The following is a 19,918-nucleotide window of genomic DNA, read 5'->3' on the forward strand; positions in this document are numbered from 1 at the left end:
TGAGCGCGAATTACTCGAGTTCGCCCTCGGTTTCCAGGTAGACCTGCCGCAGCCGCTCCAGCGTCTCCGGTTCGGGATGCTCCCACAGCTTGCGCTCGGCGGCCTCGAGCAGGCGTTCGGCGATGCCGTGCAGCGCCCAGGGATTCGACTGCTCCATGAACTTGCGGTTCACGTCGTCGAAAAGGTAACTCTCCGAGAGCTTCTCGTACATCCAGTCGGCGACGACATTGGTGGTGGCGTCGTAGCCGAACAGGTAGTCGACGGTCGCCGCCATCTCGAAGGCGCCCTTGTACCCGTGCCGGCGCATCGCCTCGAGCCATCGCGGGTTGACCACGCGGGCGCGGAATACGCGGGTGGTCTCCTCCGAGAGTGTGCGGGTGCGCACCGAATCGGGGCGGGTGCTGTCGCCGATGTAGGCCTCGGGGTTGCTGCCGGTGAGCGCCCGCACCGCCGCCACCATGCCGCCGTGGTACTGGAAGTAGTCGTCGGAGTCGGCGATGTCGTGCTCGCGGGTGTCGGTGTTCTTGGCCGCCACCGTGATTCGCCGGTACGCCGTGCGCATGTCGTCGGCCGCCGGGATGCCGTCCAGACCCCGGCCGTAGGCGAAACCGCCCCAGGCCGTGTACACCTCGGCCAGATCGTCGTCGGTGCGCCAGCTCTTGGAGTCGATCAGCTGTAGCAGTCCCGCCCCGTAGGTGCCGGGCTTGGAGCCGAAGATGCGGGTGGTGGCGCGCCGTTCGTCGCCGTGCCCCGCCAGATCCGACTGGGCGTGCGCGCGAACGTAATTCGAGTCGGCGGGTTCGTCCAGTCCGGCGACCAGGCGCACGGCGTCGTCGAGCAGCGCCAGCACGTGCGGGAACGCGTCGCGGAAGAATCCGGAGATGCGCACGGTCACGTCGATGCGCGGGCGGCCCAGCTCCGCGAGTGCGATCGGCTCGAGGCCGGTGACGCGGCGGCTCGCCTCGTCCCAGACCGGCCGCACGCCCAGCAGCGCGAAGACTTCCGCGATGTCGTCGCCGGAGGTCCGCATCGCCGAGGTGCCCCACACCGACAGTCCGACCGACCGCGGATACTCGCCGTGGTCGGACAGATAGCGCTGCAGCAGCGAATCCGCCATGGCCTGGCCGGTTTCCCACGCCAGCCGCGACGGCACCGCCTTCGGGTCGACCGAATAGAAGTTGCGCCCCGTCGGCAGCACATTGATCAGCCCGCGCAGCGGAGAGCCACTCGGCCCCGCGGGAATGAAGCCGCCGTCCAGAGCGTGCAGGATGCGGTCGATCTCGACGCCGGTCTCCCGCAGGCGCGGCACCACTTCCGTTGCGGCGAAACGCAATACGGCCCGCAGAGTGTCGACCCGATCAGCCGGGACCACGATCCGCGCACTCCCGGGGCCATCCTCCACCAGCGCCGAACCAGCCACGGGCGCAACGCCTCCGGAAACCACGACTTCGTCGGCACTGCGCCCGGCAGACGCAACGTCACTCGACATCACGGCCTCCCCCACAGCACGCCCAGCCACCGATGCAACATCCCCCGACACCACGGCTTCGTCCGCAGCACGCCCAGCCACGGGCGCAACGTCTCCCGGCACCACGGCCTTGTCGGCGCCACGCCCGACAACATCTCCCGGCGCACCGGCATTGTCCGCCGCGGAGGCGATGTCCGCCGCGACGCCGTGGGCGGAGTGCGTGAACTCCTCGACCGTGACGAGTTCCGCCAGCACCTCGTCGACCGCCCCGGGCGCCCAGTCCGCCGCTTGCAGCGCGGCGAGCAGGGCGCGAGCGCGGGACTCCACGGCGTCCACCCGTTCCCGCGATTCGTCCCCGGATTCGCTGAGCCCCAACGCTTCCCGCAGGCCGGGGACCGCGATCTCGCCGCCCCACAGCTGCCGGGCCCGCAACATCGCGAGCACCAGATCCAGCTCGCCCGCACCGGCGGGCGCCTGGCCCAGCACGTGCAGGCCGTCGCGGATCTGCACGTCCTTGATCTCGCACAGCCAGCCGTCGACGTGCAGCAGCATGTCGTCGAAGGAGTCCTCGTCCGGCCGCTCGGTCAGGCCCAGGTCGTGGTCCATCTTCGCGGCCCGCATCAGCGTCCAGATCTGCTGGCGGACCGCGGGCAGCTTCGCCGGATCCAGCGCGGAGATATTGGCGTGCTCGTCGAGCAACTGCTCGAGCCGGGAGATGTCGCCGTAGGTCTCCGCGCGGGCCATCGGCGGAATCAGGTGGTCGACCAGGGTGGCATGCGCGCGCCGCTTGGCCTGCGTGCCCTCGCCGGGGTCGTTGACCAGGAACGGGTAGATCAGCGGCAGGTCGCCGAGCGCGGCGTCGGTGGCGCACGCCGCGGACATGCCGAGCGTCTTGCCCGGCAGCCACTCCAGGTTGCCGTGCTTGCCCAGATGCACCATGGCGTCCGCGCCGAAGCCTCCGGCGGTCTCGTCCGCCGAGAGCCAGCGGTACGCGGCCAGATAATGGTGACTCGGCGGCAGATCGGGGTCGTGGTAGATCGCGACAGGATTCTCGCCGAACCCGCGCGGCGGCTGCACCATCAGCACCACGTTGCCGAAACGCAGTGCGGCGATGACGATCTCACCGGCCGGATCCGCCGACCGGTCGACGTACAGTTCGCCCGGCGGCGGTCCCCAGGCCTCGATCACGGCGTCGCGCAGTGCGGCCGGGAGCGTCTCGAACCACGCGGCGTACTGTTGCGCGCCGATGCGAATCGGGTTGCCCTCCAACTGTTCCGCGGTGAGCCAGTCGGGGTCTTGGCCGCCCGCGGCGATGAGCGCGTGGATGAGTGCGTCGCCGTCGCGTTCCGCCAGCCCCGGGATTTCACCAGGAGCGCCGAGATCGTAACCGGCCGCACGCATCTCGGTCAGCAAGCGGATGGCGCTGGCGGGCGTGTCCAGCCCGACGGCGTTGCCGATGCGCGCGTGCTTGGTGGGATACGCCGACAGCATGAGCGCGATGCGGCGCTGCCCGGCCGGGATGTGCCGCAGCCGGGCGTGGCGCACCGCAATGCCCGCCACCCGCGCGGCGCGTTCGGGATCCGGCACGTAGGCGGCCAGGCCGTCGGCGTCGAACTCCTTGAACGAGAACGGCACCGTGATGATGCGGCCGTCGAATTCCGGCACCGCGACCTGGGTGGCGACGTCCAGCGGGGACAGGCCGTCGTCGTTGTCCGACCATTGCGCGCGGCCGCTGGTCAGGCACAGCCCTTGCAGGATGGGCACGTCCAGGTCGGCGAGTGCGCCGATGTCCCAGGCCTCGTCGTCACCCCCGGCCGACGCCGCGGCGGGCTTGCTGCCGCCCGCGGCGAGAACGGTCACCACCAGGGCGTCGGCGGCCCGCAAAGTCTCGATCAGCTCCGGTTCGGCCGTGCGCAGCGACGCGCAGTACAGCGGCAGCGGGCGCGCGCCCGCGTCCTCGATCGCGGTGCACAGCGCGTCGACGTAGGCGGTGTTGCCCGCCAGCTGCTGAGCGCGGTAGTAGAGCACGGCGACCGTCGGGCCGTCCACCTCGCGAGCCGATCGCCGCAGTTCACCCCAGTTGGGCAGGTGCACCGGCGGCTCGAAGCCGTGCCCGGTGAGCAGCACGGTGTCGGACAGGAAGTGGTGCAGTTGCCGCAGGTTGTCGGCCCCGCCCGCGGCCAGATAGTTGTGCGCGTCGGCCGCCACGCCGCCGGGTACCGTCGAGCACTCCATCAGCTCGGCGTCCGGGGCCATCTCGCCGCCCAGCGCCACCATCGGAATTCCGCTCGCGCGCAACGTGTCCAGGCCCTCCTCCCAGGCCCGGCGGCCGCCGAGAATGCGCACGACCACGAGGTCCGCGCCGTCGAGCAGCGCCGGGAGATCGTCGGCCAGCAACCGCGCCGGGTTGGCCAGCCGGTAGTCGGCGCCGCTGGCACGCGCGGACAGTAGATCGGTATCGGAGGTGGACAGCAGCAGAATCACGGTTCGGCCTTCCTCGGGTGACGCGCCCATGCGGCAGTTGGCGCCCGGCAGGAGGGTCTGACTGTCACAGTGGCGCGACCGCACCGGAATTGCACCGGTTTCCTCATGCTGAGCGAGCCCCCGGATGCTACCGCGTGGGTGTCGCGCGGCCTGCACGCCGGGGCATGCGAACGGATGCGCGGACGCGCTTCGGCGCGTTGGCAATCCACCGCGGCGGCGAACTCTGCATCGAACCGGCAACGACCTGGGGTTCATCTGTGTCACACGCAGGTGCGGCGGCGTACGCTCGATATATGCCGAACTCACCAGGATGGGTCAGGCGGAATCGCTTCGCCGCCTGGTCAGGAATTGTTTGCATGATGGTTGCCGTGGCATTGCTGGCAATGGCATTGGCGGCCGCGGCCGGGAATCGAGGCGATCTGCTGCTGATCGCCGCGGGAATGTGTGCGGCGGTGGCGATCTTCGGTCTGCTGTCCTTCCAGTCCACCTCTCGCCGAGACCGTCTCGACCACCACGAACGGCCACATCTACTCGACGACTGCTTCGCTCCGCAGCCGCCCTGGAAGATTCCTGCCCGGGAAGAGGACGACGAGAGTCCACGCTGACCGTCGGCCGGATACTTCGGCCGGGCCGCCCGCCCGGCCGCGGCACCTATTTGCCCGAACGCGCGAGTGCCCCGGACCCGCCACCCGATTCCGTCCAGCGGCGCGGATCGTAGGCTGGGTGGATCATGACTCGCTCCGCGCCTGATTCCTGCCCCGGTGTGTTGCGGCTGCATCAGGCCGCCGACGGGCCACTGGCCCGCATCCGGCTGCCCGGCGGCGCGGTGCGGCCCGATCAGTTGCGGACGCTCGCCGCGGCGGCGCGGGAACTCGGCGACGATCATCTGGAGCTCACCTCGCGCGGCAATGTGCAGTTGCGGCGGGTGCGCGATGCCGCCGCACTCGCCGATCGCCTCGACGCCGCCGGGCTGCTGCCCGCTCCCACCCATGAGCGGGTGCGCAATATCGTCGCGTCGCCGCTGTCGGGACGGGTGGGCGGCCGGACCGATGTGCGTGCGCTGGTTCCGGCGCTCGACGAGGGGCTGCGGTCGAGTCCCGCGCTGGCCGAGTTGCCGGGGCGGGTGCTGTTCACGCTGGACGACGGGCGCGGCGATGTCAGCGGTCTCGGTGGCGACCTCGGCGTCCACGCGGTCTCCGACCAGCACTACGCGCTGGTCCTGGGCGGCCGTGACTCCGGCATCCGGCTCCCCGTCACCGACGCGGTCGAGGTGCTGCTGGCGGCAGCACACGGTTTTCAGGAGCTGCGCGGGGAACGCTGGCGATTGCACGAGATCGAGGACGGCCCCGCCCGGGTCGCGGGGCGTCTCGGTCTCGAGGCCACCGCCGAACCTCTGGAACTCGGTGCGCGCCACGAGGTTCCGATCGGCTGGTTCGTCCAGTCCGACGACCGGGTGGCGCTCGGCGCGGGCGTGCCGCTCGGCAGCCTGCCCGCGCGGACCGCGGAATTCCTCGCCGCGGTGGAGCGGCCGATCCACGTGACGCCGTGGCGCAGCCTGATACTCGCCGACCTCGACGAGTGGGCCGCCGATCAGGTGCTGCGGGTCCTCGCGCCGATGGGGCTGATCTTCGACGCGAACTCCCCCTGGCTGCTGGTGACCGCCTGCGCCGGGCAGCCCGGTTGCGCCAAGTCACGCACCGACATCCGCGCCGACGCCGCGGCCGCGATCGCCGAGAATCGGGTCCGGCCCGGTGCGCCCGCCGCCCCGGCCGCCGGACTCGCCGCCCGCGACCTCCTGGTCTCGGGCCGCCAGCACTGGTCGGGTTGCGACCGCCGCTGCGGCCGCCCCCGCGGTCCCGTCACCGATATCGTCGCCGAACCCGGCGGCTACCGCCGCACCCCACCCGGCACAGCGCGCTGAACTCGACCGGGCTCAGGGCGGCGCGTCGGTGCCGGTGGGCCGCCGCTTAGGCTGGTCGCCATGTCCGATGTACGCACCAGCTACCTCACCGACGGGGCCGAGATCTACCGGCGCTCGTTCGCGACGATCCGGGCCGAGGCCGATCTGGCCCGGTTCCCGGCCGATGTCGCCCAGGTCGTGGTGCGGATGATTCACGCGTGCGGGCAGGTCGATCTCGCCGCCGATGTGGCGCACAGCCCGGACGTGGTGGCGAAGGCGCGCGCGGCGCTGCGGGTCGGGGCGCCGATCCTGTGCGACGCGACCATGGTCGCGTCGGGCGTCACCCGCAAGCGCCTGCCCGCCGACAACGAGGTGCTCTGCCTGCTCGCCGATCCCCGGGTGCCCGACCTGGCGCGATCGCTGCACACCACGAGATCGGCCGCGGCGCTGGAACTCTGGCGCGACCGCCTCGACGGCGCGGTGGTCGCGATCGGCAATGCCCCGACCGCCCTGTTCCACCTGCTCGACCTGCTCGACGCGGGTGCGCCACGGCCGGCCGCGGTGCTCGGTATTCCGGTCGGCTTCATCGGCGCGGCGGAATCCAAGCAGGCCCTCGCCGAGTACGGCGGCCCGGACTTCCTGACCGTGCACGGCCGCCGCGGCGGCAGCGCCATCACCGCGGCGGCGCTCAATGCGATTGCGAGCGAACAGGAATGAGCGACACGGCCAAGGGCAAACTGTGGGGTATCGGCCTGGGCCCCGGCGATCCGGAACTGGTGACGGTGAAGGCGGCGCGGCTCATCGGCGCGGCCGACGTGGTCGCGTTCCACAGCGCCCGGCACGGCCGCAGCATCTCCCGCGGGATCGCCGCGCCCTATCTGCGCCCCGGGCAGCTCGAGGAGCACCTGATCTACCCGGTCACCACGGAGACCACCGACCATCCCGGCGGCTATCAGGGCGCCATCGACGAGTTCTACGAACGCTCGGCCGCGCTGCTCGCCGCCCATCTCGACGCGGGGCGCACGGTCGCGCTGCTGGCGGCCGGTGATCCGCTGTTCTACAGCTCCTACATGCATATGCACCGACGGCTGGCGGACCGTTTCGAGGCCGAGATCGTGCCCGGCATCACCTCGGTCAGCGCCGCGTCCGCCGCGCTGGGCACGCCGCTGGTCGAGGGCGAACAGGTACTGACCGTGCTGCCCGGCACGCTCCCCGCCGACGAACTCACCCGCCGCCTCGCCGGCACCGACGCCGCCGCCATCATGAAGCTCGGCCGTACGTATCCCGGTGTGCGCCAAGCTCTTTCCGACTCCGGCCGGCTGGCCGACGCCTACTACGTGGAACGTGCCAGCAGCGGACGCCAGCGGGTGCTGCGCGCCGCCGAGGTCGACGACGCCGAGGTGCCCTACTTCGCCATCGCCGTCGTGCCCGGCCCCGCGCCGACCACCGAGATCCCCCTGTCCCCCGCGCCCGCCGCCACCCTCGCGGCGAGCCGCACACCGCACAAGACGGCGCAGGTCCCCGCGGCGAGCAGTCCGGCAGCCGAGTCCCACCCGCGTTCCCCGCGAGCCGTAACCGCTGAACATGCCACGCCGCCAGGCACCGACGCCACAACGGCTGCCGGACATATCGCGCTACCCCGTACCGACAACGCCATAGCTTCCGATGTCGCGACCGCGCAGGACAATTCGGGCTCCGGCACGCAGCGCCTTGGCACGCTTCCGGATTCGCCGGACGCGGCCGAGGCACCGTTCGGAGCCTCGGGCGAGGTCGTTGTCGTGGGTTTGGGGCCGGGCGCGGCGGAGTGGACCACGCCCGAGGTGACCGAGGCGCTGGCACAGGCGACCGACCTCGTCGGCTACACGACCTACATCGACCGGGTACCCGTGCGCCCCGGGCAGCGGCGGCACGCCAGCGACAACCGGGTGGAGTCCGAACGCGCCGCCATGGCACTGGATCTGGCCGCGCGCGGCGGCCGGGTGGCGGTGGTGTCCTCCGGTGATCCGGGTGTGTTCGCCATGGCCGCGGCGGTCGTGGAGGAGTCCGCGGACCCGCGGTGGCGCGGCGTCCGGGTGCGCGTGCTGCCGGGCATGACGGCGGCCGGCGCGGTCGCCGCCCGGGTCGGCGCACCGCTCGGCCACGACTTCGCGATGATCTCGCTGTCGGACCGGCTCAAGCCGTGGGAGGTGGTGGCACAACGCATTTCGGCCGTCGCCGCCGCCGATATGGCCCTGGCCGTCTACAACCCGGCCTCCACCCAGCGCACCTGGCAGGTGGCGGCCATGCGTGACCTGCTGCTCGAACACCGCAAGCCGGACACCCCCGTGATCGTCGGCCGGGATGTCGGCGGGCCCGCCGAATCGGTCCGTGTGGTGCCACTCGCCGACCTCGATCCGGCCCAGGTCGACATGCGCACGCTGCTCATCGTCGGCGCCTCCACCACCACCGCGTTCGACACCCCGACCGGCACCCGCGTCTACACCTCACGCCGCTACGGCACACACTGAGCACCGCCCAGTACCCGCGCCGGACACGTCCGGTACCGTGGCCCGCGCCGGGAGCAAACCCGCCGCCGCGCCGCCACCACCGGCCGAGCCCGGGCGCGCCGACCGCACCGACCCGCGCGCACGGGCTATCCCCGGGCACGCAGACTGCACCCGCGCGCACGGGCTACCCCCAGGCACGCCGACTGCACCCGCGCGCACGGGCTACCCCCAGGCACGCCGACCACACCCGCGCGCACGGGCTACCCCCAGGCACGCCGACCACACCCACCCGCGCCAACGGCCGGGCCGGAGCCGCGCGGGTTCCGGCACCGCTCGTAACGGGTACACCGTCACGCAGTGCACCGGGTACGCTGCAGCCCGGCTTACGCACGGCTAATATTCCAATGTAGAAGGTTGTCGTGGGAAGGGGCTGGTGTGGCCGAGAGTTCGTCGAAGCGGGGGCTGAACTCGACCGCGGCATCGCTGCTGGGGTTTCTGCACGAGGGGCCGATGTCGGGATGGGATCTGGTGAACCTCGCCCAGGAGCGGATCGGGGATTTCTGGACGATCACGCAGAGCCAGGTGTACCGGGAGCTGGGCTCGATGGACAAGGCGGGCTTGGTCGAGAAGGGTGAGCCGGGCGCGCGCGACCGCACTCCCTACCATCTCACCGACGCGGGCCGGGAGGCGTTCGCGGAGTGGATCGCTCGCGATCCGGGCGCCGAAACCATCCGGGTGCCACTGTTGCTGACGCTGTCGTTCGGGGAGTTCGTGGAGCCCGAGCGCCTGGACCGGATCATCGCCGCCAATCGCCGCATCCACGAGCAGCGCCTGGCCGGATACCTCGAGAGCACCGACGAGGAGATGTCGCGGTGCGAGCGGGCGACGCTGGATTTCGGCATCGGCTACGAACGAGCCGTTCTGGAATGGTTCGACCGGCTGCCCGCGCTGCTGGACCGGCCGGTCCGTCAGGCCTGAGCGCGCAGCCAATCCCTGACCGCGGCAATGGTTTCCACCGTCGCCGCGCCGGGCGGCAGTGGTGGGCGGTCGATCATCACGACCGGGATCTCGCGGGCGCGGGCGGCGGTGAGTTTGGCGGCCGTGAGGTCTCCCCCGCTGTCCTTGGTGACCAGTACGTCGATGCGCCGGTCGGTCAGCAGCCGCAGTTCGTCGTCGGCGGTGAACGGGCCGCGGGCGAGCAGGATCTCGTGATCGGGCGGCAGCGGGCCGTCGGGCGGGTCGATGGCGCGAATCAGGAACCACGAGCCGGTGACCTGCGCGAAGGCGCCCGCGCCTTGGCGGCCGATGGTGAGGAATACTCGCCGGCCCGGTGCCGCAACGGTTTTCGCGGCGGCGTCCAGGTCCGGCACGCGCGTCCACCGGTCGCCGGGCGATTCCCGCCAGCCGGGGCGGCGCAGGTGCACGATCGGGACGCCCGCGGCCGCGGCGGCAGCGGCCGCGTGGCCGGACATCGTGCCCGCGAACGGATGCGTCGCGTCCACGACCGCGTGAATGTCGTTGTCCGCCAGCCAGGCTCGCAGGCCCTCGGCGCCCCCGAAACCCCCTATCCGCACCGCACCGGCGGGCAGCACCGGTGCGCGAACGCGACCAGCGAGCGAGGAGACGATCTCGAATCCTCGCTCGCCGGTGGTGATCTCGGCCAGCTCCCGCGCCTCGCGGGTGCCGCCGAGAATCAGGACCTTCAGAACTACTGCCCCGCGAAGTAGGCCTGGCCCGCGTCGATGAGCGACGGGCCGCCCGCCACGAGCAGGCCGATGACGGCGCCGATCAGCGCGCCGGGGATGAGGCCGAACCCGAGGAAGAAGAAGCCGATGAGGGCGCCGATCACGGCGCCGACGGCCGCGCCCAGCGACGCGTGCTGCAGCTCCGCGAAGAACCAGTCCTGCGCGGAGATGTCCTTGACCTGGGCCACCGAGCCCGCGGTGGGGGTCAGGGTGAGGCGGCGGCCGTCCTCGTCGATCGCCGCGGCGACCTCGGTCTTCTGGTCGCCGGACTGCACCGCCAGCGGGTACTCCATGATCTTCTCGCCCGCACCGTTGGTCAGGCTGACCACCTTGGCGTCGTGGTCGACGGTGAAGGCGCCACCGGTCACCGTGGTCACCACGGACTTGGCGGCGGCATCGAGCTGGGTGGTGTAGCCGACGCCACGGTCCTCGCCCCGCACCGCCGGTGCGGACTGCTCGACCTGGCCCGGAGCCGGAGCGGCGGGCTGCGCGTAGCTGGTGCCGGCCGCGATACCCGTGGACGCGATGGCGATCAGCGCGGTGGCGGCGAACTTCTTGTACTTCATCTATCTCCCCATCAGGAAAACAACTTCCGATAAAGAATCGGAATCCGGAGACCGACAATACCTGTTGGACAGTTGACCGTTCACCCCCAGGTTTGGGGGCGGGTGCCGGTTCATCGGTTCTTTGTCACCGACCACTGGGTGACCGGCAGCTGCGGGCGCCACGCTGTGAAGCCGCCCAAGGGTTCGGCGCGTTGGATCTGGATCTTGCGCAGCGCGCCGCCGTGGCGGGCCGACCAACGCACCAACAGGGCTTCCGATTCCACCGTGACGGCGTCGGCCACCAGCCGACCACCGGACGGCAAACGGTCCCAACAGCTTTCGAACAACTCCGGCTGCGTCAGGCCGCCGCCGAGGAAGATCGCGTCGGGGGCCGGGAGGTCGGCGGCGCGTAGTGCGCCGAGCACCTCGCCGCGGACGTCGATTCCCGGAACGCCCAGGGCGGCGGCGTTTTCGGCGATCTGGCGGCGGCGCTGCTCGGACCGTTCGAAACTCACCGCGCGGCAGGCCGGATGCGTGCGGCACCACTCGATGGCGATGGTGCCCGAGCCGCCGCCGACATCCCACAGCAGTTCGCCGGGCGCGGGGGCCAACGCGGACAAGGCCAGAGCCCGCACCTCCGCCTTGGTGAGCTGGCCGTCGCCGCCGTAGACCGCGTCCGGCAGTCCGGGCACCCTGGTCAGTCGCGGGGCCGCGGGGTCGGCGGCGCATTCGACGGCGACGATGTTCAGGGGGTCGCCCGGTGGTTCTGCCCACGACGCGGCGATGCCGGAGACGGTCCGCTCGGCCCGGCCACCGAGTTGTTCGAGCACCGTGAGCCGCGACGGACCGAATCCGTTGCGGCCCAGGAGATCCGCCAGCCGCGGCGGGGTGGTTTCGTCCGAGGCGAGTACCAGGATCCGGCGTGCGCTCGCCAGTTCCGGCAGCACCGTTTCGAGAGGTCTGCCGACGACGCTGACCACCGGCGTCTCCGCCAAGTTCCAGCCCAGCCGGGCGCACGCCAGTGACGCCGACGACGGCTGCGGCAGCACCCGGAGTGCCTGGGGCCCCAAGAGTTTCGCCAGCGTCACGCCGATCCCGTAGAACATCGGATCCCCGCTGGCCAGCACGCAGACCCGCGAATCCCGGTGTGCCGCGAGCAATTCCGGCAACGCGGGCAGCAGGGGCGACGGCCATGTCACGCGATGCGGACGCGCTACCTCGTCCGGCACCAGGTCCAGCTGTCGTGCCGACCCGAACAGCACTTCGGCGTCCGCGACCGCCTCGCGGCTCACCTCACCGAGCCCACGCCAGCCGTCGGCCCCGATCCCCACCACGGCGATCGGCGTCTCCGCGGGCCAGGACATCGTCGCGGGTGCGGTCACCGCCGAACCCCGCGCAGTCGCAGCGTCGACGATCGATCCCCGAGAGACTCGGCGACCAGCCGTGACCGTGGAGTTCGCCCACTACTCCGGCTACCGGACAGCGCATGTCGTGACGGTGTCACCCGGGCCGCATCCGATATCGGATCCACACGCCGGGTCGGGTCGGCATAGTCCGGCGCGCGTTGCGGATTGTGGGCGCGTGCCAGCCAGCCGCCTCGGGCCGTCACGGTATCGAGCCGGCTCGCTCGGCCATTGTTCGCCTGCGCGAATGCCGTGATCACCGGGGTAGCCGCCGCCAAATCGTCTGCGGGACAAAGCGCGCGACGGCAAAAGCCGGGCGCAGGATGCCCGGGACCCAGAGGCGTTCGGCGCGGCGGCGCAGGCCCGCGACGACGGCCTCCGCCACCTGCACCGGGGTGCTGGAGAACGGGGCCGGTTTCATGCCCTCGGTCATCTTGCCGATGACGAACCCGGAACGGACGAGCAACAGATGAACTCCGGTGCCGTGCAAGGCATCCGCGAGGCCGCTGGCGAAACCGTCGAGTCCGGCCTTGGCCGAGCCGTACACGTAGTTGGCGCGCCGCACCCGGATCCCGGCGACCGAGCTGAACACCACGATCTGGCCGCTGCCCTGCGCGCGCAGCAGATTCGCCAGCGTGGTGAGCACGCTGATCTGCGCCACGTAGTCGGTTTGCGCCACGGCGACGGCCGCCGCCGGATCGGCCTCGGCACGGGCTTGGTCGCCCAGGATGCCGAACGCCAGCACCGCCACGCCGAGGAGCCCGTGTTCGGCGGCGATCTTCTCCAGCAGCGGTCCGTGGCTCGCCACCTCGTCGGCGTCGAATTCGACCTGGTGCACCGCGGCGGCACCGGCGCGTTCCAGCCGCGACCGCGGCTCCGCGAGGTCACCGCTGCGCCGCGCCGCCAGGATCACCACCCGGCCGGGCGCCAGTCGCTCCGCGATCTCGAGTCCCATCTCACTGCGGCCGCCCAGCAGCAGCACCGCACCCTCGTCGACTTCGCGTCCGCGCGCACTCATGGGCCACAGTCTGCCAAACCGGGCGATCCGGCCGTCCGCACCCGCCCTCGCGCTTGCTAGCGTCGCGGTCATGACGAGCGCCGACACCCGGATCGAACTGTCCCCCACCGCCCTCGAGTTCGTGACCGAGCGGCACCTCGCGACCCTGACCACGCTGCGGGCCGACGGCACGCCACACGTGGTCGCCGTCGGCTTCACCTGGGACCCCGAGGCGGGAATAGCGCGCGTCATCACGTCCGGCGACACGGTCAAGGCCCGCAACGCGCGGCGCGGCGGCTACGCCGCCGTCAGCCAGGTGGACGGCGCCCGCTGGCTCACCCTGGAGGGCCCGGCGGAGGTGCTCACCGACCCCGCCGACGTCACCGAAGGCGAACGCCGCTACGCCCTGCGCTACCGAACCCCGCGCGAAAATCCGCAGCGAGTCGTCATCGCCATCCGAGCGACGCGCGCTCTCACCAGCAGCAGGCTGCGCGACTGACGGGCGCTCACCGCCCCCTGAGACGCACGATCCCGGCAACGCAGCCATGGTCGAACGACCCTCCGGGACAAACCTCGGCGGGCGATATCGTCCGGCCAGATATCACCCCGGCCCGTCCGAGCCGTAGCGCACACCACGGTCAGGCCCATCCGAGCCGCGGCCTACACCGTGGTCAACCTGTCCCTGCTGCGGCTCACACCACCGTCAACCCGTGCGGGCGGTTGTTCATGGACTCGCAGCCGTCTTCGGTGACGACGACGATGTCCTCGATGCGGGCGCCCCATTCGCCGCGGAAGTAGATGCCGGGCTCGATGCTGAAGGCCATGCCGGGCTCCAGCACGATGTCGTTGCCCGCGACGATGTAGGGCTCCTCGTGCACCGACAGGCCGATGCCGTGGCCGGTGCGATGGATGAAGTTGTCGCCGAAACCGGCCTCCGCCAAGGGGTTTCGCGCCGCGGCGTCGATGGATTCGGCGGTCACGCCCGGGCGCACCGCGGCCACCGCGGCGGCCTGGGCCTGCTCCAGCACCGCGCAGCGGGCAGCGATCTCGGGATCCGGCTCGCCCAGGACATAGGTGCGGGTGGAGTCGGAGAAGTAGCCCGGCTCGACCGGGCCGCCGATGTCGACGACCACCACGTCACCGGCCTCGATGCGGCGATCGGACACCGCGTGGTGCGGGTCGGCGCCGTGCGGGCCGCTGCCGACGATCACGAACTCGGCGCCGGTATGACCCTCCGCCACGATCGCCGCGGTGATGTCGGCGGCCACCTCGGCCTCCGTCCGGCCCGGACGCAGCCACTCGCCCACCCGCGCGTGCACGCGGTCGATGGCCTCGCCCGCGCGGCGCAGCGCCTCGATCTCGCTGGCGTCCTTGCGCATTCGCAGCCGCCGCAGCACCGGAGTGGCCGACACCGGCAGCGCGTTCAGGGTGTCGGCGATCGGCAGCAGGTGCAACGCGGGCATGGTGTCGTCCACCGCCACCCGGGCGCCGGCGTTCAGCGCCGACTTCACCACCCGGTATGGGTTCACGCCGTCGGTCCAGTCGAGCACCTGCAACCCCAGTTCGCCCGCCGCCGACCCGGACAGCGACGCCAACTCCAGCTTCGGAACCACCACCGAGGGCGTCTCCCCGCTGGCCGGAATCACCAGACAGGTCAGCCGTTCGAACGACTGTGCCCGCGACCCGAGCAGATACCGCAGGTCGGGGCCCGGCGTGATGAGCAGTGCGTCCAGCTTCGCGGCCCGTGTCAGCTCCGCCGCCCGCTCGAGCCGTTTCCCGTAGACGTCCGCCGTGAACCGTGCCTCCGATTGCGCGCTCATAGTCCTCGACGGTACGCCAAAACCACTACCGTTCCCCACCGTCCGCCGCACCCAACGCATGGTCCGCGGAGTTCGCGCCGGTATGTCGGGGCGATCGGCTAGCGTCTCGGGCATGAGCTCACCTGCCGCCGGTCCGCTGCTGCTGCTCGACGGGGCCAGCCTCTGGTTCCGGGCCTTCCACGCCATCCCGGAGAAGATCACCGCGCCCGACGGGCAGCCGGTCAACGCGCTGCGCGGATTCACCGATATGGTCGCGGCGCTGATCACCCGGCACCGCCCGGCACGGCTGGTGGTATGCCTGGATCTGGACTGGCGGCCACAGTTCCGGGTCGACCTGCTGCCGTCGTACAAGGCGCACCGCCTCGACGCCGCGGACGATGCCGAGCCCGGCGCGGAGGAGGTGCCCGACACCCTCACCCCGCAGGTGGACATGATCCTCGGCGTGCTCGCGGCGGCGGGCATCGCGACCGGCGGCGCCGACGGGCTGGAGGCCGACGACGTGATCGGCACCCTCGCCAGCCGCGAGCGCACCGACCCGACCATCGTGGTCAGCGGCGACCGCGACCTGCTGCAGCTGGTCCGCGACGAGCCCGCACCGCCGGTCCGGGTGTTCTATGTCGGCCGCGGCCTGGCCAAGGCGGAGCTGTGGGGTCCGGCCGAGGTGGCGGCGAAGTACGGTGTGCCGCAACAGAATGCCGGTCCCGCCTACGCCGATATGGCGACCCTGCGCGGCGACGCGTCCGACGGCCTGCCCGGTGTCGCGGGCATCGGCGACAAGTCCGCCGCCACCCTGATCTCCCGCTTCGGCAGCCTCGACGCCCTGATAGCCGCCGTCCACGACCCGAATGCCGATCTGGCACAGGGAATCCGGGCCAAACTCCGCGCCGCCGACGACTACCTGAAGGCCGCGGCGCCGGTCGTCCGTGTCGTCCGCGACGCGGATGTCCACCTCTCCGGCTCCGACCTGCTCCCCACCGCCCCCGCCGACCCCGAGGGCCTGCACACCCTGGCCGCCGCCTACAACGCCGAAAGCCCGATCAAGCGCCTCGTCAAAGCCTTGGAGACCCGCCCCGTGTGACAGTCTCCCGCCCACACCCGCGAAGGTCATCGCCCGCCGCACCGGCCTGAATACCCGGTCCCCGCAACCTCTTTGCGTCGCTCGCTCCGACCGCGCTCTGCACGGAGCGGCTACTCGCCACCATCCTGCGCGCCCGAACACAAACGTCGTCGCACCCCATCCCGCACGACGGCCAGGCTATGACCCGTGTCAGCGGCCAGGAGAAGCGCAGGCACTGCGGATCGGAGAACGACTCGAATCGCCAGGGCAGGTCCGCGGCGCGCCACGGGCGCAGCGTCACCGTGCCGTCGGTCAGCGGCGGATCGGGAAAGGGCAAGGGGCTCATGACAGTTCGCGCCCCGGCTCCGGCCGGGGCGCGACGGCGGCTCAGTTCGGGCGGCCCACCTCATAGGTGCCGTCGTCCTTGGTGATCTTGACGGTGACCTTCTTCTGCTCGCCGCCCACCTTCAACGTGCAGTCGAAGGACTTGCCGACCTCGACCTTCTGTCCGGACGGGCAGCTAACGTTCTGGACGTCGTCGATGCCGTAGGAATCCTTCAGCACCTTCTGCACGCCGTCCTGCACGGCCTTGTTGTCCAGCTTGTCGCTGGAGAGGAAGACGAAGCCCAGCACAACCGCGACGACGATCACGACCAGCGCGATCACGCCGCCGATCAGCGGACCCTTCTTCGACTTCTTCGCACCGGAGGACTGCAAGCCCTGCTGCTGGGGCTGCTGCCCCCACTGCTGACCGGTCTGCTGCTGACCCCACTGCTGCGCGCCCTGCGGCTGGTTCCACTGCTGCTGCGTCGGCTCCCAGCCCTGCTGCTGCGGGGGCTGCTGCTGCGGCCACGACGGCTGGCTCTGCTGACCCCACTGCGGCTGCTGCGGCGGCTGGCCCCACTGCTGACCGGTCTGACCGGGCTGCTGGCCGGGTGGCTGCTGACCGGGCTGCTGCTGACTCCACGGTCCCCCGCCCTGCTGTCCTCCCCACTGCTGGGTAGGCTGGGCTCCGCCGGGCTGCTGACCCCACTGCTGAGTGGGGCCGGACTGGCCGGGGGGCTGCTGCTGCCCGCCGCTCCACTGCTGGGTCGGATCATTCGGGCGTCCCTCCCCTGGACCAGGGGTGTCGCTCGGTCCGTACGGGCCGCTCATCTGCCTGCCTCCACTCGCACTCGTCGTACTCACGCTTGCCCCCCGAGTGAGGTCGTCACTGCCTCACCACGGTCGGTACACGCAAGCATCCAATCACAGTCGATTGCGCCGCGTCCGGATTGGCGTCGTTCGCGGTGTTCCCCGATCGCGGCGCGGCTACTCCACTAGGCCGCGTCGACGGCCACCACGCCACGCCGGATCGCCTTCACCGCCTTGGCCGCGGTGGCCGCGACCTCCGTGTCGTCGGCGGTCTGATGGATCTGGTCGAGCAGGTCGATGACCTGACGGCACCAGCGCACGAAATCACCGGCCGAGAGCGGACTGCCCTGTTCCCCACTGGCGAGCAGGGATTCGGCCAGGCTCTCGCCGCGGGCCCACTTGTGCACGCCGGTGACGAAGCCGAGATCCGGTTCGCGGGTGGGCGCCAGCTTGTGGCGGGCCTCGTCGGTGCGCACTTGGCTCCACACCCCGACCGTGGCTCCTACGGCCCGCCGGATCGGCGGGGTCGGCCCGGCCGGTCCGAGGAACCCGCCGGTCTCCTGGCGCGATTCGTATACCAGGATCGACACCACCGCCGCCAGTTCGGCGGCGCCCAAGCCGCGCCACAGCCCCTCCCGGAGGCATTCGGCGACAACGAGATCCGCCTCGGTGTAGATACGCGCCAAGCGGCGGCCGTCGGCCGTCACCTCGCCGCCGTCGACGTAACCGCGCTCCTCGAGCAACCCGACGATGCGATCGAAGGTGCGGGCCAGCGAATTGGTCGTGGTCGCCACCTGCTGGCGCATCGACTCCGTCTCGCGCTGCAGCCGGTTGTACCGCTCGCCGATGCGCGCCAGCTGTTCCCGGTCCGGCCGGGTGTGGGCGGGGTGCGAGCGCAGCGCTCGCCGCAGGCTCTGCAGCTCCCGGTCGTCGCCGCCCTTGGACCGCGTCCCGCGGCGCTGCCGCCCCGGCGCGCTGATGCCGGTGCTGCGCAACGCCGAGGCGAGATCGCGGCGGGTGCGCGCGGTGCGGTGGTCGACATGGCGCGGCAGCCGCATATGGCCCAGCGGCTGCGCCGGGGTCGGGAAATCGGCCGCCGAGACCCGCCCGGCCCACTTGTCCTCGGTCAGGACCAGTGGACGCGGATCACCCGGGGACGCATCGGCTTCCAGGATCACCGCTAGGCCCTGACGGCGGCCCGACGGGATGGCCACCACGTCCCCGCGGCGCAGCGCGGTCAGCGACGCCACGGCGGCCCCGCGCCGATCGGCGCGGCCCTGCCGCTCCAGATCCCGCTCGCGCTGCTTCACCCGCTCGCGCAGCGACAGGTACTCCATGAAGCCCTCGTCCCCGATCTGCGAGCGCAGCTTGCGCACCTGCCCCTCGTTGCGCTCGATGCCGCGCACCAGGCCCACCACCGAACGGTCGGCCTGGAACTGCGCGAAGGACCGCTCCAGCAGCGCCCGCGATTCGGCCGCGCCCATCCGGTCGATCAGGTTGATCGACATGTTGTAGCCGGGCCGGAACGAACTGCGCAGCGGATAGGTGCGGGTGGACGCCAGGCCGGCGACCGCGCTGGTGTCGACATCGGGGTGCCACACCACCACCGCGTGTCCCTCGACATCGATCCCGCGCCGGCCCGCGCGGCCGGTCAGCTGCGTGTACTCGCCGGGGGTCAGCTCGGCATGGGTCTCGCCGTTGAATTTCACCAGCCGCTCCAGCACCACCGTGCGCGCGGGCATGTTGATGCCCAGTGCCAGTGTCTCCGTGGCGAATACGGCCCGCACCAGACCGCGCACGAACAGCTCCTCCACCGTGTGCCGGAAGGCGGGCAGCATCCCGGCGTGGTGGGCGGCCAGCCCGCGATACAGCGCCTCGCGCCACTCCCAGTAACCCAGCACCTCGAGGTCGGCCTTCGGCAGATCGCCGGTGTGCTTCTCGATGATCGCGTCGATCACCTCGCGGTCGTCCTCGCGGCTCAGATCCAGCCGGGAGCGCAGGCATTGCGCCAGCGCGCCGTCGCATCCGGCGCGGCTGAAGATGAACGTGATGGCGGGCAGCAGGCCCTCGTGGTCGAGCACGGCCAGCATCTCCGGGCGCGGCAGCGGTCGATAGAACCGGCGCCCGCCGCCGCGCCCGCGCGGGCCGCCCCAGCTCTCCATCCGGTCGGCCTGCTCGCGATGCTTGATGTAGCGCACCAGGTCCTCGTCGACGAGGATCTTCTGGTCGTTGGACTTCTGATCGAACAGGTCGAACATCCGGCGGCCGACCAGGACGTGCTGCCACAGCGGCACCGGGCGGGTCTCGTCCACGATCACCGCCGTGTCCCCGCGCACCGTCTCCATCCACGCGCCGAACTCCTCGGCGTTGCTGACCGTCGCCGACAGGCTGACCAGGCGCACGTCCGGCGGCAGGTGCAGGATGACCTCCTCCCACACCGCGCCGCGGAACCGGTCGGCGAGGTAGTGCACCTCGTCCATCACCACGTACGAAAGGCCTTGCAGCGCATCCGAACCCGCGTAGAGCATGTTGCGCAGCACCTCGGTCGTCATCACCACGACGGGCGCGTCGGGGTGTAGCGACTGGTCACCGGTGAGCAACCCCACCGCGCCGCGGCCGTAGCGTTCGACGAGGTCGGCGTACTTCTGGTTGGACAGTGCCTTGATGGGCGTGGTGTAGAAGCATTTGCCGCCCGCGGCCAGCGCAAGGTGCACCGCGAACTCGCCGACCACTGTCTTTCCCGCACCGGTCGGCGCGCACACCAGCACGCTGTGCCCGCCCTGTAAGGACTCGCACGCCTGCTGCTGGAAGGGATCGAGGGTGAATCTCAGCTCCGCGGCGAATGCCGCGAGTTCGCCGGAAAGCGACCGTAGTGTCAC

General features: G+C 71.4%; 15 protein-coding genes and 1 riboswitch. Of the genes, 7 read left to right on the forward strand and 8 right to left on the reverse strand.

Translation table 11 applies throughout. The annotated features are described in order from the left end of the window. Positions 1-10: 10 nt before the first annotated feature. Positions 11-3,952, reverse strand: coding sequence for a cobaltochelatase subunit CobN (locus ACFMRZ_RS06010; RefSeq protein ID WP_400178246.1), 3,942 nt, complete (start codon positions 3,950-3,952; stop codon positions 11-13). 32 nt (positions 3,953-3,984) lie between these two features. Then, positions 3,985-4,091, reverse strand: a riboswitch (cobalamin riboswitch). A 229-nt stretch (positions 4,092-4,320) separates the two neighbouring features. Here ACFMRZ_RS06010 and ACFMRZ_RS06015 point away from each other — a divergent pair. The 5 genes from ACFMRZ_RS06015 to ACFMRZ_RS06035 all read left to right on the forward strand — a co-directional run bounded on the left by ACFMRZ_RS06015 (position 4,321) and on the right by ACFMRZ_RS06035 (position 9,316). Beyond that, positions 4,321-4,557: a hypothetical protein gene (locus ACFMRZ_RS06015; protein ID WP_280364813.1), complete on the forward strand. Its 237-nt coding sequence runs from the start codon at positions 4,321-4,323 to the stop codon at positions 4,555-4,557. A 125-nt stretch (positions 4,558-4,682) separates the two neighbouring features. Further along, a complete protein-coding gene (cobG, locus tag ACFMRZ_RS06020; protein WP_400178247.1) occupies positions 4,683-5,873 on the forward strand; it encodes a precorrin-3B synthase in 1,191 nt (396 codons plus the stop codon). Positions 5,874-5,933: 60 nt separating this feature from the next. Then, positions 5,934-6,569: a precorrin-8X methylmutase gene (locus tag ACFMRZ_RS06025; protein WP_400178248.1), complete on the forward strand. Its 636-nt coding sequence runs from the start codon at positions 5,934-5,936 to the stop codon at positions 6,567-6,569. Continuing rightward, positions 6,566-8,359 carry a precorrin-2 C(20)-methyltransferase gene (locus ACFMRZ_RS06030; RefSeq protein WP_400178249.1) on the forward strand — a complete coding sequence of 598 codons (1,794 nt, stop codon included), beginning with the start codon at positions 6,566-6,568 and terminating at the stop codon, positions 8,357-8,359. Before ACFMRZ_RS06025 ends, ACFMRZ_RS06030 begins: the two co-directional genes overlap by 4 nt. Before the next feature lie 414 nt (positions 8,360-8,773). Next, positions 8,774-9,316 carry a PadR family transcriptional regulator gene (locus tag ACFMRZ_RS06035; RefSeq protein ID WP_280275051.1) on the forward strand — a complete coding sequence of 181 codons (543 nt, stop codon included), beginning with the start codon at positions 8,774-8,776 and terminating at the stop codon, positions 9,314-9,316. On the opposite strand, the gene ACFMRZ_RS06040 is transcribed toward ACFMRZ_RS06035, so the two are convergent. The 4 genes from ACFMRZ_RS06040 to ACFMRZ_RS06055 form a co-directional block, all read right to left on the reverse strand. Further along, positions 9,307-10,044: a cobalt-precorrin-6A reductase gene (locus tag ACFMRZ_RS06040; protein WP_400182781.1), complete on the reverse strand. Its 738-nt coding sequence runs from the start codon at positions 10,042-10,044 to the stop codon at positions 9,307-9,309. The two genes, ACFMRZ_RS06035 and ACFMRZ_RS06040, sit on opposite strands and share 10 nt — an antisense overlap. A 2-nt stretch (positions 10,045-10,046) precedes the next feature. Next, entirely contained in the window at positions 10,047-10,649 is a 603-nt protein-coding gene (locus tag ACFMRZ_RS06045) for a DUF456 domain-containing protein (protein ID WP_280275052.1), read from the reverse strand. A gap of 110 nt (positions 10,650-10,759) precedes the next feature. Then, positions 10,760-11,992: a precorrin-6y C5,15-methyltransferase (decarboxylating) subunit CbiE gene (cbiE, locus tag ACFMRZ_RS06050; RefSeq protein ID WP_400182782.1), complete on the reverse strand. Its 1,233-nt coding sequence runs from the start codon at positions 11,990-11,992 to the stop codon at positions 10,760-10,762. A 295-nt stretch (positions 11,993-12,287) separates the two neighbouring features. After that, positions 12,288-13,049, reverse strand: coding sequence for an SDR family NAD(P)-dependent oxidoreductase (locus ACFMRZ_RS06055; protein ID WP_400178250.1), 762 nt, complete (start codon positions 13,047-13,049; stop codon positions 12,288-12,290). 70 nt (positions 13,050-13,119) lie between these two features. Here ACFMRZ_RS06055 and ACFMRZ_RS06060 point away from each other — a divergent pair, with 70 nt between their 5' ends. Beyond that, the gene (locus ACFMRZ_RS06060; protein ID WP_400178251.1) at positions 13,120-13,527 is read left to right on the forward strand and encodes a pyridoxamine 5'-phosphate oxidase family protein; all 408 of its coding nucleotides are present in this window, start codon (positions 13,120-13,122) and stop codon (positions 13,525-13,527) included. 193 nt (positions 13,528-13,720) lie between these two features. On the opposite strand, the gene ACFMRZ_RS06065 is transcribed toward ACFMRZ_RS06060, so the two are convergent. Continuing rightward, positions 13,721-14,848 (reverse strand): M24 family metallopeptidase, encoded by a 1,128-nt coding sequence (locus ACFMRZ_RS06065; protein WP_400178252.1) that lies wholly within the window; start codon positions 14,846-14,848, stop codon positions 13,721-13,723. Positions 14,849-14,960: 112 nt separating this feature from the next. On the opposite strand from ACFMRZ_RS06065, the gene ACFMRZ_RS06070 reads away from it, so the two are divergent. Next, positions 14,961-15,926 (forward strand): 5'-3' exonuclease, encoded by a 966-nt coding sequence (locus tag ACFMRZ_RS06070; protein ID WP_280275056.1) that lies wholly within the window; start codon positions 14,961-14,963, stop codon positions 15,924-15,926. A 366-nt stretch (positions 15,927-16,292) separates the two neighbouring features. On the opposite strand, the gene ACFMRZ_RS06075 is transcribed toward ACFMRZ_RS06070, so the two are convergent. Next, positions 16,293-17,060 carry a DUF4333 domain-containing protein gene (locus ACFMRZ_RS06075; RefSeq protein WP_400178253.1) on the reverse strand — a complete coding sequence of 256 codons (768 nt, stop codon included), beginning with the start codon at positions 17,058-17,060 and terminating at the stop codon, positions 16,293-16,295. A 164-nt stretch (positions 17,061-17,224) separates the two neighbouring features. After that, positions 17,225-19,918, reverse strand: coding sequence for a DEAD/DEAH box helicase (locus ACFMRZ_RS06080; protein WP_400178254.1), 2,694 nt, complete (start codon positions 19,916-19,918; stop codon positions 17,225-17,227).

Source organism: Nocardia sp. N2S4-5 (assembly GCF_044628355.1).
Taxonomy (GTDB): Bacteria; Actinomycetota; Actinomycetes; order Mycobacteriales; family Mycobacteriaceae; genus Nocardia; species Nocardia wallacei_B.